The organism is Lactobacillus rodentium (assembly GCF_003423665.1).
In the GTDB taxonomy this organism is placed as follows: domain Bacteria; phylum Bacillota; class Bacilli; order Lactobacillales; family Lactobacillaceae; genus Lactobacillus; species Lactobacillus rodentium.
The window spans coordinates 68,077-85,111 of record NZ_BFBY01000006.1; the positions used below are offsets into that span (position 1 = coordinate 68,077).

Genomic DNA, 17,035 nt, shown 5'->3' on the forward strand with positions numbered 1-17,035 from the left:
ATTTAATTTAAAATGGAAAATGATATTGGGAGGTACATATGTCAGATAATAGTAATCAATTTTTAGATGCTTTAGAGCAAATGCAAGGAGTTGAAGTCGGCAACATCGTAAATGTTGAAGCTTTAGATGTTGAAGACGGTCAAATCACTGTTGGTGTAGAAAACGCCGGTGTTGAAGGTGTTATTACTAAGCGCGAATTTACTTCAGATAGAAATGCTGATTTACGTGATTTAGTAAAACCTGGTGACACTTTTGAAGCTTTAGTTCTTAGAAGAGCTGGTGGCGATAAAGAAAATGGTGAATTCTTCTTCTCAGTTACTCGCTTAAAGGAAAGAGAAGCTTACAAGGAATTAGAAAAGGTATACGAAGACGGTCAAACTGTTGAAGGTACTGTAACTGGTGCTGTTCGTGGAGGTTTATTAGTTGATGTTGGTACAAGAGGTTTCTTACCAGCTTCACTTATTTCTAACCGTTATGTTTCAGATCTTAAACCTTACATTGGTAAGAAGATGAACTTAAAGATTACTGAAATTGATCCAAATAAGAACCGTTTAATTCTTTCAAGAAAAGATTTAATTGAAAAAGAAAGAGAAGAAGCTTTCGAAAATGTAGCAAACCAATTAGTTGTTGGTGATACAGTTGAAGGTAAAGTTTCTCGTTTAACTAACTTTGGTGCATTCATCGATGTTGGTGGTGTTGACGGTTTAGTTCATATTTCAGAAATTTCTTACAAGCACATTGACAAGCCAAGTGATGTATTGAAGGCTGGCCAAGATGTTAAAGTTAAGGTTATCGGTATTGATAATGATAGAAATCGCATCTCCCTTTCAATTAAACAAACTTTACCATCCCCATTTGAAGAAGCAACTTCAGGCTTAACTGAAGGGGATATTATTGAAGGTGAAGTTAAGACTTTAACTTCATTTGGTGCTTTTGTCGAAGTAACTGACGGAATTCAAGGTTTAGTTCACGTTTCTGAAATTTCAAATAAGCATGTTGAAAAGCCAAGTGATGTCTTAAAGGTTGGCGATAAGGTTAAGGTTAAGGTTCTAAACATCGATCCAAGTGATAGAAGAATTTCCTTATCAATTAAGCAAGCTGATCCAAATGCTAAGAGTGAAGCACCTCGTCGTAATGCAGATTCAAGTGTTGATAAATACATGAATGACAACGACAATGGCTTTGCATTAGGAGACATCGTCGGTGATCAACTTAAAGATAATGATTAATTTTTAATCAAAAAAAGCTGACTCCGGTCGGCTTTTTTAATTTGGCTTATAATTATAAAAGATTAAAATAAGTAAGAAGGGAGCGATAGAGATGTCTTTACCTATAGTAGCAATTGTAGGACGACCAAATGTTGGTAAATCAACTTTATTTAATCGCATCATTAAATCTCGTGTTGCCATTGTTGAAGATGAAGCAGGGGTAACTCGTGATCGTATTTATGCTAAAGCGGAATGGATGGGACATGAATTTATTCTCATTGATACCGGAGGTATTACTTTAGAATCTGGTGAAATAGAAGAACAGATTAAAGCACAGGCTGAGATTGCAATTGATGAAGCTGATGTTATCGTTTTATTGGGCGATGTAACGAGTCATATGACCAATATGGATGAAACTATTGCTAAAATGCTTTACCGGACTAAAAAGCCTGTTATTTTGGCTGTCAATAAGGCTGATAATCCCGAACAAAGAACTGATATCTATGATTTTTATAGTTTAGGATTTGGCGATCCAATTCCGGTTTCTGGAAGTCATGGAACTGGAATTGGAGATTTACTCGATGCAGTTGTTGGCGAATTTGGTGATAAAGCTAATCAGCATGAAGACGATGCGATTCGTTTTAGTGTAATTGGTCGTCCCAATGTTGGTAAATCTTCAATCGTAAATGCTATTTTAGGCGAACAAAGAGTTATCGTTGCTGATATGGAAGGAACAACACGTGATGCAATTGACACTTCCTTCACACATGATGGACAAAAATATACTATTGTGGATACAGCTGGAATTAGACGGCGCGGTAAAGTATACGAAAAAACAGAAAAATATTCGGTTTTAAGAGCAGTTAGTGCGATTGAAAATAGTGATCTGACTTTATTGGTCTTGGATGCAAGTACCGGTATTCGCGAACAAGATAAACATGTGGCTGGCTATGCTCATGATGCAGGCCGAGGAGTAATAATTGTTGTGAATAAGTGGGATCTTCCTGAAAAAGATGCGCATAGTATGAAGCAATTCGAACAAACTATTCGGCAAGAATTCCAATACTTAGATTATGCTCCAATTATTTTTGTTTCTGCAAAAACAGGACAAAGGATTCCTGATATTCTAAACTTAGTCGATGAAGTTCATGAAAATCAGACTCGCCGCATTCAATCTAGTGTCCTTAATGACCTTTTATTAGAAGCAACCAGAATTACACCGACACCCCTTGTTAATGGTAAACGTCTTCGAATATACTACATGACTCAAGTAGCCATTAATCCGCCAACTTTTGTTGTGTTTGTAAATGACCCAGAGTTATTACACTTTTCCTATAAACGTTTCTTAATTAATCAATTACGTCAAAACTTTGATTTTAAAGGAACGCCGATTAAAATTTTGGCTCGTAAAAGAAAATAACATAAAATACAATTTTGCATGATGAAAATAAGCTTTTTTAGAAAAAATTCGTAAAAAAGCTTGTGATACCAAGCTTTCTATGCTAAATTTTTATTCAGAGAGTAATGATTGGTAGTCATCATTCTTCCTTATTTCCAATAGGGAGTAAGTTTTGAATCTTTGATTTAGATTCAATTCCAGGAGGTGAAAAGAATGGCAAACAAGGCTGAATTAGTTTCTGAAGTAGCTTCAAAGACTAACTTAACTAAGAAGGACGTAGCTGCAGCAGTTGATGCAATTTTTAGCTCAATTCAAGAAGATCTTGCTAAGGGTGAAAAAGTTCAATTAATCGGCTTCGGTACTTTTGAAGTACGTAACCGTGCAGCTCGTAAGGGTCGTAACCCACAAACTGGTGTTGAAATTCAAATTCCAGCTTCTAAGGTTCCTGCATTTAAGCCAGGTAAGGCTCTTAAAGACGCAGTTAAGTAATTAACAATTGAAATTTAACAAAAAACACTAAACTATGGGTTTAGTGTTTTTTTGTGTACAATGGATAAGAAAGATTTTATAAAACAGGTGATTTGATCATGACTTATTCAGAACAATTATTAGATGCAATTCAGAATCATAATTTTTCGGAAACCAATATTTTATTGAAAAAGGCGCTCGATAATGACGATCCAGAAATTTTAGCTTCTTTAGCTGAAAATTTAACTGATTTGGGTTTTACTGATCTGGCCAAAGAAGTTTATCAAGCTTTAATTGCTAAATTTCCCCAAGAGGATTTATTTAAAGTTTATCTAGGTGAAATTTTAATTAATGATGGTCAAGAAGATGATGGGCTCACTTTACTTTATAATATTAGTCCAAAAAGTAATGCTTATATTGAAAGTTTATTAGCTCAGGCTGATTATTATCAAAGTAATGGGTTAGTTGAAACAGCTCACCAAAAACTGCTTAAAGCAAAAGAATTAGCTCCAGAGGAAGAGGCAATAACTTTTGGTTTGGCAGAATTAGATTATTTAAGTGGAGATTACGAAGAAGCCCTCAAATATTATCAAGAATTATTTAAAAGGCAAAAAACCTTTGGAGAAGTAATGCTCTCGCAACGCATCGCTGAATGCTTGGCTAAATTAGGTGATTATGAAGCAGCAGCAAAGGTAATCAAGGATAATAGTAATGATTTATTAACGATTGATGCAATTTATGAGGCTGGGTTAATTTTACTTTCTGCCGGTGATAATAAAGGAGCAATCAATTATTTCGACCAAGTAATTGAAACACAACCAGATTTTGTTAACGCTTATCCTTTACTTGCCCGTGCCTACAGTAATGAAGATAATAATGAAGAAGTTTTACGAGTTGCTCAGACTGGTTTATCTTATAATGATTATGATGAAACTTTATATTCTTTGGGAGCTACGGCTGCAGCAAATTTAAATGAAATTGAGGAAGCTGAGCGATTACTTCAAAAAGGTTTAACCCATGCTCCAGAAAACAGTGACTTACGGCTAGAACTCTCTAATCTTTATCTCCATCAAAACCAAGATGAAAAAAATATCGACCTCTTCAAAGATTTAAAGGAAGAAGAAATTGAACCGCAAGCACATTGGAATTTAGCACTTTCATATCAGCGTCTAGAAGACTATGAAAAAGCCAAGAGTGAATTTTTAACTGCCTATCCAAGTTTTCAAGAAAATCCAGATTTTCTAAAACAAATGCTGACTTTCTTCCGTGAAATTTCTGCTTGGGATATTGTAAAAGCAATTTTAGAAAAATATCTTAAATTAGTTCCAGAAGATTCTGAAATGCAAAGTCTTTACGATGAATTAAGTAGGGAAAAATAAATAAAGCATGATTCTTAATGTAAGAATCATGCTTTTATTTTTTAAAGAAAATATGTTTCTTTTTGCGTTGATAAGTGAATCCTTGGCCTAGAGCTTCGTGAACATCAATAATTGACACAAAGGCATGTTCATCAATATTTAGAATTAAATTACGGACATTTGATATTTCTCTAGGAGAAACAACGCAATAGATGATCTTTTTATCATCTTGCTGAAAACCACCTTCACCATTTAAAAAAGTAAAACCGCGATCTAACTGTTGATCAATTTCGGTGGCAATTTCCTGGTATTTATCTGAAATAATTAATAAACCACGAGCCGCATATGAACCCTCTTGAACATAATCAGTAATTTGGGCTAAAACAAAACTGGCCAGTAAGGTATACATCATATGAGTAAGATCCAAGTAGGAAAGAGAGATGGTCAGGACAAAAGCATCTAAAGCTAATAAAGTTTTACCGACTGGGATACCTAGTTTTAAATCAAGAATTCGTGCTATAATATCAGTTCCACCGGTTGTACCACCAAAACGAAAAACAATTCCGATACCAAAGCCTGAAAAAAGCCCCGCAAGGACTGCTGCAATAAAAAGGTCATGATTTAAATTCAAATGGTTTATAATAGAATAGTGAAGCCAGAACCATAAAAAGAAGGAAAGGCATGCCGTTCCCCAGAGAGTAAGAGCTAAGAGCTTTTTACCCATAAATTTATATCCAATAATTAATAAGGGGATGTTAAGGACTAGAGTAGAGAAACCGGGATCAATATGAAACCAAAATCTAAACAATAATGCTAGTCCACTAATTCCACCATCGGCTAATCGATTTGGAATACTAATAATGTCAAGGCTAAAAGCGTAAATACTACAACCTATCGCAATCATTAGAATTTGAAATAAAAAGTGTTTGTTGATAATTTTTGACATTATGACGCCTGCTTTCTGTGCTTATTTTAACAGACTTAAGACCACAAGCTGTTAAAAGATACTAAGATAATTAGAAATTGAGGTACCTATGAAAATAACTGAATTACCTGAGGTTTTTACTCAAGCGCTACCTGTTTTAAACGAGATAAATAAAAATGGCTTTGAGGCCTATTTTGTTGGTGGATGTGTTCGTGATTTAATTTTAGGTCGTCACATTCATGATGTAGATATTGCTACTAGTGCATATCCAGAAGAAATAAAGAATATTTTCAAAAAAACAATTGATACTGGTATTCAACATGGAACAGTTACCGTCCTAAACAATGGTGAAAGTTACGAAATTACTACTTTTAGAACAGAATCCGGATATCAAGATTATCGCCGTCCTGACCATGTTACTTTTGTCCAAAATTTAAGTGAAGACTTAAAAAGACGTGACTTTACGATCAATGCCTTAGCAATGGACGTGGAAGGGAATGTAATTGATCATTTTGATGGATTAAATGACTTGAACCAACAAATCATAAAAGCAGTGGGAAAAGCTGAGAATCGTTTTCATGAGGATGCTTTACGCATGATGCGTGCAGTTCGTTTTATGAGTCAATTAGAATTTAAGCTAGATCCATTAACACGCCAAGCAATCGATGACAATCATGAATTGCTTGCCAAAATTTCAGTTGAACGAATTCGTGATGAATTTGTAAAAATGGGAATTGGACCTGGTAGTAGAGAAGCCTTTCAAGTATTTTTAGATAGTGGTTTATCAGAAGAAGTTCCAGGTTTTGCTGGGAAAAAAGAAGCACTTGCAATTTTTCCAAAGTTAAATTTTGCACCATCCACTGAAGCCAACTTGTGGGCGCTAATGATTATTTTATTGAAGATTCCGAATGATCAAATTGCTCATTTTATGAGAATGTGGAAGAATTCGAATGCGTTAGAACGACAAGTTGCTAATACAGTAGAATTCTTTGATTTAATTTCAGCTCAAGATCCTAATAATTACGACCTATTTAAAGTTGATTTGGCAACCATTGCTTCGGCAATTGATTTGGCTCATATTTTAGGCCAACCAATTAATGGCCAGGCCCTAATTGACCGCTATGAAGCTTTACCAATTAAAGAGAATCATGATCTTGTCATTAATGGAAGTTTTTTATTGAAAAATGGAATTCCAGCTGGACCACAAGTAGGTGAGATTTTAGATAAAATTATAGAGAAAATTGTGGAAGGTGAATTAGTAAATGATCAAAAAGCAATTTCTCAGTATTTAGCAAATCACTTAAATAATGAATAATAAAAAAGTCACTGTTTTTGCAGTGACTTTTTATACATATAGTAAAATGGAAAAATACATTAGAATTGAGCCTAGCATTACAAATAAATGCCAAATGACATGGATAAAAGGAATTCGGCGTAGACAATATAAAATGGCCCCAACAGTATAGGAAATTCCACTCCAAACTAAAAGCCAAAATCCTGTATGACCAAGCGCATTGTACAATGTACCTAGAGCCACGACGACTAACCAGCCCATACCAATATAGATTAAAGTGTTAAAAATAATATGGTTACCTGGAATTAAGATATAATATAGGATTCCTATAATTGCCATCGCCAAAATCAGACCAAACATCCACCAACCTTTAGCTCCACCAATAGTTACGAGCGTATATGGCATATAAGAACCAACAATTAAGATAAAAATTGACGAATGATCAAAAATTTGAAAAACTTTATCTGCTCGGGTAAAGACTAAACTATGATAAAGCGTAGAAAATAAATATAAGAGCACTAAACTAGTACCATACAATGTAAAACTAACAATACGGATTGGGTTACCAGTTTGGGCAGCTTGAACAATAAGAATTACAAGTCCTGCAATTGAAAGGCTAAAACCTATTCCATGAGTTACAGCGCTAAAAATATTATCTAAAATATAATAGGTTTTAGAATGTTGATGCGATTCTTTAAAAAGTTGTTTTATTGACATTAATTTTTAATTCCTTTTAACTCAAGTTTAATTATTTGTTATACTTGTTTAAAGTATTAGCTAAATTTTAACATATCACTTAATACTTAGTTGCAAAATGTACAGGTAAGAAATGAAGGTTAAGTAATGACAAAAATTAAAGTAGTTACAGATTCATCAGTTCAACTAACAGATGAAGAAATTGAAAAATACGATATTACTGTAGTGCCATTAACTATTACCATCGATGGCCATAATTTTGTTGATGGAGAAGATCTTTCACGTGCTCAATTTGTCAAGCGCATGAATACGGCAAAAACTTTACCTAAAACAAGTCAACCGGCGATTGGTAAGTTTGAAGAAATTTTCAAAGAACTAACTAAAGATGGAAGCGAAGTAATAGGTATTTTTTTGGCACGCTCATTAAGTGGAACCATTGAAGCAGCTCGTCAGGCAAGTCAATTAATTGGTGAGGAAAATAAAATTAAGATTATTGATTCAGAATTAACTGATCGTGCTGAAGGATTTCAAGTTTTGGCAGCTGCTAAAGATGCGCAAGCTGGTAAATCAATGGATCAAATTATTGAGCATGTAAAAAAGATTCGCGATAATCAAGTCTTAGAAATGATGGTCGTCAATCTTGATAATATTATCAAGGGTGGTCGTTTGGGACCATTAGCTGGTAAGATTGCGACACTTTTAAATATTCGAATTGCTTTAACTATGCCTCATGGTGAACTAAATATTTCTAAAAAGGGCCGGGGTAAAAAATTCTCTAAAAATTTTGATCAACGAGTATTAAATGATATTAAAGCACATAAGGATGAGATCAAAGAAGTGGGAATTTCTTATGTAAATACTCCAGAAGAATGCGAAGAGTTAGCAAATAAAATTAGGGAAATCAATCCAAATATTGATGTTTTGGTCCAACAAACTAGTCCAATTATTGCTACTCATGCAGGTAATGACGCTTATGCGATTTTGTATTATCTTGATAAATAGGTGGAAATAAAATGGCTTATCGCGAAAGTTTTTATCAATTTTTGATGACACAACGTAATCCCGACTCTCATGCGGAAATTGCTCAATTTGCAAATAATGCCCAACATGATTCACAATTTCCAAAACATGAAGAAGATTACGATAAAATATCAGAATATTTAGAACTCAATGCTAGTTATTTGCCAAGTATGAGTATTTTTGATGAAGCATATGAATCTTATGTTGAACATATGCATAATAAATAGAAATTGAGGCATTTAATGAAGGACGGAGAAGAAAAACAATCTTCTAATCAGAAAAAGAAATTTCATTTAGCTAAACCAGCTCAATTTATTTTGACCAGTGTTATAAGTTTAGGTGTTGGTGCTGGTGGAATGTTTGCTTACCAGAAATACCAAGAAGAGCATGCTCCTTTAGCGGGTGTGGAGAAAATGTACAATCAAATACAAGCTGATTATTATCAAAAAGTATCTCCTAAGACCCTTCAGGATGGTGCAATCAATGGAATGCTTAATAGTCTAAAAGATCCTTATTCTCAACAACTAGTGGGTCAAAATCAAACAGAAATTAATAATGTTCTTCAAGGAAGTACGTTTAGTGGTGTTGGCATTCAGATGAAGGTGCAAGATAATAAAGTATTAGTTGATTCGTTAGTTAAAAATTCTCCTGCCGCTAAAAGTAATATTAAATCAGGTGATCAGTTACTTAAGATTGGTAATTACAAGGTTTCTGCTTCTCATTTTGATCAAGTTGCTCAAAAAATTAGAGGTAAAAAGGGAACTAAAGTAACTCTAGAACTGATGCGAAATAATCACCGTTTTAATGTGACCCTTACTCGAGCTACTATTAAGCAATCAATGCTGAGCGTACGTTCTCAAGATGATGCCACGATTATCACAATTAGTCAGTTTGATAGTAATACTGCTAAAGATTTGAAAACTGCTCTCAAAAATATTAATCGCCAAAAGACTCCTAAACTAATTATTGATCTGCAAGATAATCCAGGAGGGGTAATGGGAGATGCTTTAACGGCTGCAGCTTACTTTGTCCCTAATGGCAAAACTTTAATGCAGTATCAAAGTCGACACGAAAAACAAGTGATCAAATCAAGTAGTAAATTAGCTGAAGGTTTTAAAACAAATTTAAAACCAATTATTTTAATCAATAAAAATACTGCAAGTGCAAGTGAAATTTTTACAGCTGCACTTGTTCAAAATAAGCGTGCAATTACTATAGGACAGACTACTTATGGCAAAGGAACTGTACAAGAAGTTGGAACTAGTGGGCAAATAGAATATAAATATACTATTGCTAAATGGTTAACTCCTAATGGAGACTGGATTAATCATAAAGGTTTGAAGCCTACATATTATGTATCACCTTCTCCACTAGCTGAACTACCAATGTTTCAGGCAAAAACAACTTTGAAAGAAAATATGACTGGTCTTGATATTGCAATCTTGCAGCAATATTTAAATGGATTAGGGTATTTATCAAATCATTTAACTGGTGTTTTTGATAATCAGACCAAACAAGCTGTACTTGCATTTCAAAAAGATCATAACTTAGCACAAACTGGTGAAGTTTCACAAGAAGTGGAGCAACAATTATATCTTGCTGCTGCTCAAAAATTGCAAAACGATAATCCAGCTCTTAAAAAGGCTTTAAGTTTAAAGAATTAGAGGAGGAACGTTATGGCAACAATTCAATGGTATCCAGGCCATATGAATAAGGCAAAGAATCAATTAGAAGATAAATTAGATTTAATTGATGTCATAATTGAGGTTTTAGATGCGCGTTTACCAGTTTCATCACGCAACCCAATGATTGGAAATTTAGTTAAAAAAAAGCCGCATATTGTTGTATTAAATAAATGCGATCTTGCTGATCCAGTTCAAACTAAATTATGGACTCACTATTTCCAAAAAGAGGGTAGTTTTGTTATTTCAATGGATGCCCAACACAATACGAATATGAGCGCCTTAATTAAGTTAATTAAATTGGCTGCAAAAGAAAAAACTGAAAAACTAATTGCCAAAGGGGCTTCGAATCCTATCATTAGAGTTGCTTTAGCTGGAATTCCTAATTGTGGTAAATCCACCATTATTAATCGCTTAGTGGGAAGAAATGCGGCGATTGTAGGAGATAGACCTGGAGTAACAAAAGGACAAAGTTGGTTAAAAACAAAAACAAATATTCAAATATTAGATACACCAGGAATTTTATGGCCTAAATTTGAAGATCAGACAGTCGGGTATAAATTAGCTGCGTGTGGTGCAATTAAAGAAGATATTTTTCATGCTGATGATGTAGCTTTATTTGTAATTAAATTTTTAAAGGCTCATTATTTAAATGATTTGGTAAAATTTTCACGTCTCAGTAAAGAAAGAATAGAGGAGCTTACTGATCCCGATATTTTACTTGAAATGACCCAAAATTATGGCATGCGGGATGATTATGATCGCTTTGCTATCTTTATGTTACAACGCTTACGTAAAGGAAAAATTGGAAGGATTACTTTTGATTTAAGATGACAATTAAAGAAGTTAGGGAATTGCTTGAAAATTCTCATTTAAGCCAGGAACAATTAACATCATTAAAAGCTGATCCCCGCAAGGGAGTGCAAAAATTACTCCTTAGTTACGAAAGACAGCAAGCTCGTCAAATAAAGATGGAAGCGGATTTTGCCAAACGTTTTGAATATGAAAAAAGATTTTGGCAACGGCAACAATTAGTTGCTGGTGTTGATGAGGTTGGTCGTGGGCCATTAGCTGGTCCGGTAGTTACAGCGGCTGTCATTATTGATCAAAATTTTAATTTGATTGAAGTAAATGATTCCAAAAAACTAAGTCCTAAAAAAAGACTGACACTCTTTCCTCAAATTTTACAACAAGCAGTGGCAGTAAGTGTGGGATTAGCAAATAATGATTTGATTGACAAAATAAATATTTATGAAGCAGATCGAGTAGCGATGGCACATGCTGTTCAGGGATTAAAGGTTAAACCAGATGCGCTTTTAGTTGATGCAATGAATGTTCCTGTAGATTTGCCTCAAGTTGAACTAATTAAAGGGGATGCAAAGTCTAACTCCATTGCTGCTGCTAGCATTGTAGCCAAAGTTTTTCGTGATGGATTAATGGATGCATATGGTGAAAAATATCCAGCTTATGACTTTCAACATAATGCAGGTTATGGCACAGCCAAACATTTAAGAGCTTTAGAAAAATATGGTCCGACTCCGATCCACCGCCGTTCTTTTGCTCCAGTTAGTGATTTTTTTAAATAAAAATAGTTAAAGAAAATAACCTCTTATTTCGTAATGAATATTGGAGGTTATTTTAATGAATCAAAAAGAATTTTGTTTACGTTTAAAATTGGAAAAGGGTATAACGGCAAAGCATCACCGAGAACTTATTCAAAAATTGGGATATAAAAAACAGGAAATAACTTTTGACTTAATTAATGAATTAGAGTTATCATCAGAGCTACGCAAGAAAGTTTTACATGCAATGAAAAATAAAAATTTAAATCATTGTATTGAAAGAATTTTATTTCAATGTGAAGTAATTACTATTTTTGATAAACTTTATCCGGAACAATTACGAGAAATTTATCATCCGCCGTTAGTTTTATTTGCTCGCGGAAATTTGCAGCTCTTAAAAGAAAAAATTACTGTTATTGTAGGATCGCGCTATCCTACTAGCTATAGTGAACAGATTTTAAAAGAGTTAATTCCTCAATTAATTAATCAAAATATGGTAATTGCTAGTGGTCTAGCACGTGGGGTAGATGGAATCGCTCATCGCCAGACATTAGCAAATAATGGTAAAACAATTGCAGTGATTGGAAATGGATTAAATTACTTTTATCCCCAATCTAATCAAACTTTACAAACAAATATAATGAAAAAAGGTCTAATTATCAGTGAATACTTGCCTGATACTCCACCTTTACCTTTTCGTTTTGTGGAGCGTAATCGTATCTTAGCTGGCTTATGTGAAAATGTAATTATAACTGAAGCCAAGAAAAAATCGGGATCTTTAATTACCGCTAATTATGCTTTAGAAGCAAATCGGAATATTTTTGCTGTACCAGGACCCATCTCTAGTTCGTTGTCTGAAGGGCCAAATGCCTTGATTGCAGCAGGAGCATATCCCATTTTAAAAGATGATTTAATGATGAGACTTTAGTTGACACTGGCCTATTTTCTGGTAATTTAGACATTGAAAGAATAAATAGGAAGGGGCATCTTATGCCTGCTACTAAAAAGAAGAAAAAGAAAAACTTAGTAATTGTCGAATCACCGCATAAGGCCAAGACAATTGAAAAATATTTGGGCAGTAATTATCATGTTATTGCCTCTAAAGGTCATATTCGTGATCTACCAAAATCTCAAATGGGAGTAAATATTGACCAGGATTATGAGCCAAAATATATTTCCATTCGTGGTAAGGGCGATACGATCAAAGAATTAAAAAAAGAAGCCAAAAAGTCTAAGTATGTCTATTTAGCATCTGACCCGGATCGTGAAGGAGAAGCAATTGCATGGCATGTTGCCCACGCCTTGGGACTAGATCCTAAAGAAAATAATCGTGTAGCTTTTAATGAAATAACAAAGGATGCTGTCAAAAACGCTTTTAAAAATCCTCGTTCAATTGATATGGATATCGTAGATGCCCAACAAGCACGTCGTGTTTTAGATCGTCTTGTTGGTTATTCTTTATCACCAATTCTATGGGCAAAGGTTAAAAAGGGTTTATCTGCCGGTCGTGTTCAGTCAGTTGCATTAAAATTAGTAATTGATCGAGAAAAAGAAATCAAAAACTTCAAACCAGAAGAGTATTGGACAATTGATGCTGATTTTGCTAAAAAGCGCAAAAAGTTCACGGGAAGTTTTTATGGTTTAAACGGCAAGAAGACAGACTTACCAAATAATGATGCGGTTAAAGATGTTTTAGCAAAAATAGATAAAAAGAAAGATTTTGAAATTACTAAAGTTGTCAAAAAGGAACGTCGTCGTAACCCTGCTGCTCCTTTTACAACTTCGACAATGCAACAAGAAGCTAATAAACGCTTAGGTTACCGTACTAGAAGAACAATGCGTATTGCACAATCTCTGTATGAAGGAGTTAACTTAGGAAAGGGATCAGTTGGATTAATCACCTATATGCGTACTGATTCAAAGCGTATTGCAAATGTTGCTCGTCAAGAAGCTTCAAAATTTATTCATGAAGAGTATGGTGCAAGTTTTGCTTCTATGAAACCGCAAAACTTTAAAAATGATGCTGAAGCTCAAGACGCTCATGAAGCTATTCGTCCTACCTCAGCTTTTAGAACTCCGGAATCCATTAAACAATACCTAACTCCTGAAGAGTATCGTTTATATAATCTGATTTGGTCACGCTTTATTGCTAGTCAAATGACACCAGCTGTTTATGATACAGTACGTGCTGATATCGAACAAAATGGGGTAACTTTTAGAACTAATGGTTCAAAATTAAAGTTTGCTGGTTTTACTAAAGTTTATGATAATGAAAAAGAAAAGAGCAAAGAGTTACCTGATTTGGAGGAAGGAGATAAGGTTAAATTATCTAAGACTGATGATCGACAACACTTTACTCAACCTCCAGCACGCTATACTGAAGCTAGCTTAGTTCATGCGTTAGAAGCAAATGGAGTAGGACGTCCATCTACTTATGCTCCGACAATTGATACTATTCAACGGCGTTATTATGTTAAACTTGAAGGTCGAGCTATTGTTCCAACTGAACTCGGAGAAATTGTTGATCAGTTAATTGAAGAGTTTTTCCCTGATATTGTAAATGTCGATTTTACTGCCCAATTAGAAGATGATCTTGATCATGTCGAAGAAGGGCAAAAGAATTGGGTAAAAGTTGTCGATGAATACTATAAACCATTTTCACATGAATTAGAGAAGGCCGACGAACAAATTGAAAAGGTTCAAATCAAAGATGAACCAGCTGGATTTAATTGTGATATTTGTGGTGCTCCAATGGTTATTAAAATGGGAAGATACGGGAAGTTTTATGCTTGTTCTCGTTTTCCTGACTGTCGTAATACCAAGCCAATTGTTAAAAAAGTTGGCGTAAAATGTCCAAAATGTGGTAAAGGCGAAGTAGTAGAGAAGAAATCTAAGAAGAATAGAAAATTCTATGGTTGTTCTCGTTACCCAGAATGTGATTTTGTTTCTTGGGATCAGCCAATTGGTCGAAATTGTCCAAATGATGGCCATTTCTTAGTTCAAAAGAAGACTAAGAAAGGACTTGTAGTTCTTTGTCCTAATGGTGATTATCGTGAAGACCAAGATGAAAATTAATTTTATTTAAGAATTTAAAAAGTTCAATAGTATCATCTTACTTTTTCAAAGTTTGATGATATTATTTTTATATATTAAATTTTAAAGTGAGAGTGAGGTAGTTAAATGCCCAAAAAAGTTTCTATTATCGGTGCTGGTTTAGCCGGGAGCGAAGCAGCTTGGCAACTAGCTAAACGAGGTATCGAAGTAGATTTATATGAAATGCGTCCTCATAAATTAACGCCTGCTCATGAAACAGGTAATTTTGCAGAATTAGTTTGTACTAATTCAATGCGTTCTAATCAATTATCTAATGCAGTTGGGTTATTAAAAGAGGAAATGCGCCAGTTAGATTCTTTAATTATGAAAGCAGCGGATGAAAATGCAGTTCCAGCTGGAGGTGCTTTGGCTGTTGATCGTGATAATTTTTCAAAGCAAATCACAAAAACTTTAGAATCGCTAGATAATGTGACAGTTCATGATGAAGAAATTACAAAAATTCCTACTGACGGATTAACTATTATTGCTACTGGTCCTTTAACTTCAGAGTCCTTAGCAAATCAAATTCAAGAATTTTGTGGAACGGATTCTCTCCACTTTTTTGATGCGGCTGCTCCAATTGTTGATGCAGATTCAATCAATTATGACATTGTTTACAAAAAGTCACGCTATGATAAAGGAGAAGCTGCATATCTCAATTGCCCAATGAGTAAAGAAGAATTTCTTAATTTTTATCAAAACCTTATTACGGCTGAGGCGGCTGAATTACATGGTTTTGAAAATAGTAATGTCTTTGAGGGATGTATGCCAATTGAGGTAATGGCTCAAAGAGGAGAAAAGACAATGCTTTTTGGTCCGTTGAAGCCTGTTGGACTAGAAGATCCTCGCACTGGCAAAAAACCTTATGCAGTTATTCAGTTAAGACAAGATAATGCTTCAGCATCGATGTATAATATAGTTGGTTTCCAAACTCATTTGAAATATGGTGAACAAAAAAGAGTATTTTCGATGATTCCTGGGTTGGAAAATGCAAGATTCGTTCGTTACGGAAAAATGCATCGTAATACCTATATTGCTAGTCCTGAAGTACTCCAACCTTCCTATGAAGCAAAGAAACAATCGGGATTATTTTTTGCCGGTCAAATGACTGGAGTAGAAGGATATGTAGAAAGTGCGGGATCAGGTTTAGTTGCGGGAATTAATGCTGCGCGACTTGCTTTAGGTGAGGCGACTTTAACTTTTCCAAAAACTACTGCCTTAGGTTCGATGGCACACTACATTACTTCAACGAGTGCAAAGCATTTTCAACCAATGAATGCTTCTTATGCATTGATTCCAAAATTGGATCATAAAGTGAGAAATAAACAAGAAAGACATTTGGAAATTTCTAAAAAGGCTTTAGCAGATTTAGCTGATTTTAAAAAGGAAAATCTTGATTAAATGATTGAGCAAAATGATCAATTTTTGGATAAATTCAATGATTATTTAAAAAATGAGCGTGGATATAGTAAAAATACCATTAATTCTTATCTTCGAGATTTGGAACAGGCTAAAAGTTTTTGGGAGAAAAATGGTGGTTTTTCTGGTTGGGATCAAGTTCAAACTAGAGATATCGAGATTTTTTTGCAACATTTAGCTTCTAAGAAGATTGCACGTACTACTCAAGCTCGAAAAGCATCTAGTTTACGTTCTTTTTATCGTTATTTGAATAAACGAAATCTTTTATCTAATGATCCGATGGTGTCAATTACTATTAGAATTGGTGAAAAAAAACTCCCCCAATTCTTTTATGCTAATGAAATAAGAAAGGTATTAGATACCCAAACTAATCATGATGCTTTAACTTTAAGAAATAGGGCTTTATTTGAATTATTTTATGCTACTGGAATGCGATTAAGTGAAATTAGTGATTTAAAATTAGATCAAATTGATTTTGATTTAAAAATCATTTTAGTTCATGGAAAAGGAAATAAAGATCGTTATGTTCCTTTTGGTGACAAGGCCAAAAAGGCTTTGGCTGAGTATCTAAAAGATGGTCGTCCAAATTTATTAGGCCAAAAAGATGATTCAAATAATGTCTTCTTAAATGATCAAGGGGATTCTTTAACGGGACGTGGAATTGAATATATTATGAAGAAGGTATTTGCAAAAGCAGGGGTGGGCTCAAATGTCCATCCTCATATGTTACGACATACTTTTGCTACTGAAATGTTGAATAATGGTGCGGATTTACGGAGTGTGCAAGAATTACTAGGTCACGAATCTTTAACTACCACTCAGATTTATACCCATGTCAATATGCAACATTTACAGCGGGATTATAATCAGTTCTTTCCCAGAAATAAAAAAGAAAACGAGGCAAACTAACT

General features: G+C 34.3%; 16 protein-coding genes. 14 read left to right on the plus strand and 2 right to left on the minus strand.

Going from position 1 to position 17,035, the window contains the following annotated elements:
- Positions 1 to 38: 38 nt before the first annotated feature.
- The 4 genes from rpsA to LrDSM24759_RS04880 all read left to right on the plus strand — a co-directional run bounded on the left by rpsA (position 39) and on the right by LrDSM24759_RS04880 (position 4,454).
- Entirely contained in the window at positions 39 to 1,229 is a 1,191-nt protein-coding gene (gene rpsA, locus LrDSM24759_RS04865; protein ID WP_117118368.1) for a 30S ribosomal protein S1, read from the plus strand.
- A 91-nt stretch (positions 1,230 to 1,320) separates the two neighbouring features.
- Positions 1,321 to 2,628, plus strand: coding sequence for a ribosome biogenesis GTPase Der (gene der, locus LrDSM24759_RS04870; RefSeq protein WP_117118369.1), 1,308 nt, complete (start codon positions 1,321 to 1,323; stop codon positions 2,626 to 2,628).
- A 192-nt stretch (positions 2,629 to 2,820) separates the two neighbouring features.
- Positions 2,821 to 3,096, plus strand: coding sequence for a non-specific DNA-binding protein Hbs (gene hbs / locus LrDSM24759_RS04875; RefSeq protein WP_008470354.1), 276 nt, complete (start codon positions 2,821 to 2,823; stop codon positions 3,094 to 3,096).
- Positions 3,097 to 3,194: 98 nt separating this feature from the next.
- Positions 3,195 to 4,454: a tetratricopeptide repeat protein gene (locus LrDSM24759_RS04880; RefSeq protein ID WP_117118370.1), complete on the plus strand. Its 1,260-nt coding sequence runs from the start codon at positions 3,195 to 3,197 to the stop codon at positions 4,452 to 4,454.
- A gap of 34 nt (positions 4,455 to 4,488) precedes the next feature.
- Here LrDSM24759_RS04880 and LrDSM24759_RS04885 read toward each other — a convergent pair whose 3' ends face one another.
- Positions 4,489 to 5,379 carry a YitT family protein gene (locus LrDSM24759_RS04885; RefSeq protein ID WP_117118371.1) on the minus strand — a complete coding sequence of 297 codons (891 nt, stop codon included), beginning with the start codon at positions 5,377 to 5,379 and terminating at the stop codon, positions 4,489 to 4,491.
- A gap of 88 nt (positions 5,380 to 5,467) precedes the next feature.
- Here LrDSM24759_RS04885 and LrDSM24759_RS04890 point away from each other — a divergent pair, with 88 nt between their 5' ends.
- Complete coding sequence (locus tag LrDSM24759_RS04890) at positions 5,468 to 6,673, plus strand: CCA tRNA nucleotidyltransferase (protein ID WP_117118372.1); 1,206 nt, start codon at positions 5,468 to 5,470, stop codon at positions 6,671 to 6,673.
- A gap of 30 nt (positions 6,674 to 6,703) precedes the next feature.
- Here the strand turns inward: LrDSM24759_RS04890 and trhA are convergent, their stop codons facing one another.
- Positions 6,704 to 7,369, minus strand: coding sequence for a PAQR family membrane homeostasis protein TrhA (gene trhA, locus LrDSM24759_RS04895; RefSeq protein ID WP_117118373.1), 666 nt, complete (start codon positions 7,367 to 7,369; stop codon positions 6,704 to 6,706).
- Between the two features lie 126 nt (positions 7,370 to 7,495).
- Between trhA and fakB the strand changes: the two genes are divergently transcribed.
- The 9 genes from fakB to xerC all read left to right on the plus strand — a co-directional run bounded on the left by fakB (position 7,496) and on the right by xerC (position 17,033).
- The gene (fakB, locus tag LrDSM24759_RS04900) at positions 7,496 to 8,350 is read left to right on the plus strand and encodes a DegV family protein (RefSeq protein ID WP_117118374.1); all 855 of its coding nucleotides are present in this window, start codon (positions 7,496 to 7,498) and stop codon (positions 8,348 to 8,350) included.
- An 11-nt stretch (positions 8,351 to 8,361) separates the two neighbouring features.
- Positions 8,362 to 8,595, plus strand: a complete 234-nt coding sequence (locus tag LrDSM24759_RS04905) for a YozE family protein (protein WP_117118375.1) — start codon at positions 8,362 to 8,364, stop codon at positions 8,593 to 8,595.
- Positions 8,596 to 8,610: 15 nt separating this feature from the next.
- Complete coding sequence (locus tag LrDSM24759_RS04910; RefSeq protein ID WP_117118376.1) at positions 8,611 to 10,032, plus strand: S41 family peptidase; 1,422 nt, start codon at positions 8,611 to 8,613, stop codon at positions 10,030 to 10,032.
- Positions 10,033 to 10,044: 12 nt separating this feature from the next.
- Entirely contained in the window at positions 10,045 to 10,884 is an 840-nt protein-coding gene (gene ylqF / locus LrDSM24759_RS04915; RefSeq protein ID WP_117118377.1) for a ribosome biogenesis GTPase YlqF, read from the plus strand.
- The gene (rnhB, locus tag LrDSM24759_RS04920; protein ID WP_117118378.1) at positions 10,881 to 11,636 is read left to right on the plus strand and encodes a ribonuclease HII; all 756 of its coding nucleotides are present in this window, start codon (positions 10,881 to 10,883) and stop codon (positions 11,634 to 11,636) included. Before ylqF ends, rnhB begins: the two co-directional genes overlap by 4 nt.
- A gap of 55 nt (positions 11,637 to 11,691) precedes the next feature.
- Positions 11,692 to 12,540, plus strand: coding sequence for a DNA-processing protein DprA (gene dprA / locus LrDSM24759_RS04925; RefSeq protein ID WP_117118379.1), 849 nt, complete (start codon positions 11,692 to 11,694; stop codon positions 12,538 to 12,540).
- 62 nt (positions 12,541 to 12,602) lie between these two features.
- Complete coding sequence (topA, locus tag LrDSM24759_RS04930) at positions 12,603 to 14,687, plus strand: type I DNA topoisomerase (protein WP_117118380.1); 2,085 nt, start codon at positions 12,603 to 12,605, stop codon at positions 14,685 to 14,687.
- Between the two features lie 105 nt (positions 14,688 to 14,792).
- Positions 14,793 to 16,106 carry a methylenetetrahydrofolate--tRNA-(uracil(54)-C(5))-methyltransferase (FADH(2)-oxidizing) TrmFO gene (trmFO, locus tag LrDSM24759_RS04935; RefSeq protein ID WP_117118381.1) on the plus strand — a complete coding sequence of 438 codons (1,314 nt, stop codon included), beginning with the start codon at positions 14,793 to 14,795 and terminating at the stop codon, positions 16,104 to 16,106.
- A complete protein-coding gene (xerC, locus tag LrDSM24759_RS04940; RefSeq protein ID WP_117118382.1) occupies positions 16,107 to 17,033 on the plus strand; it encodes a tyrosine recombinase XerC in 927 nt (308 codons plus the stop codon).
- Positions 17,034 to 17,035 lie beyond the last annotated feature (2 nt).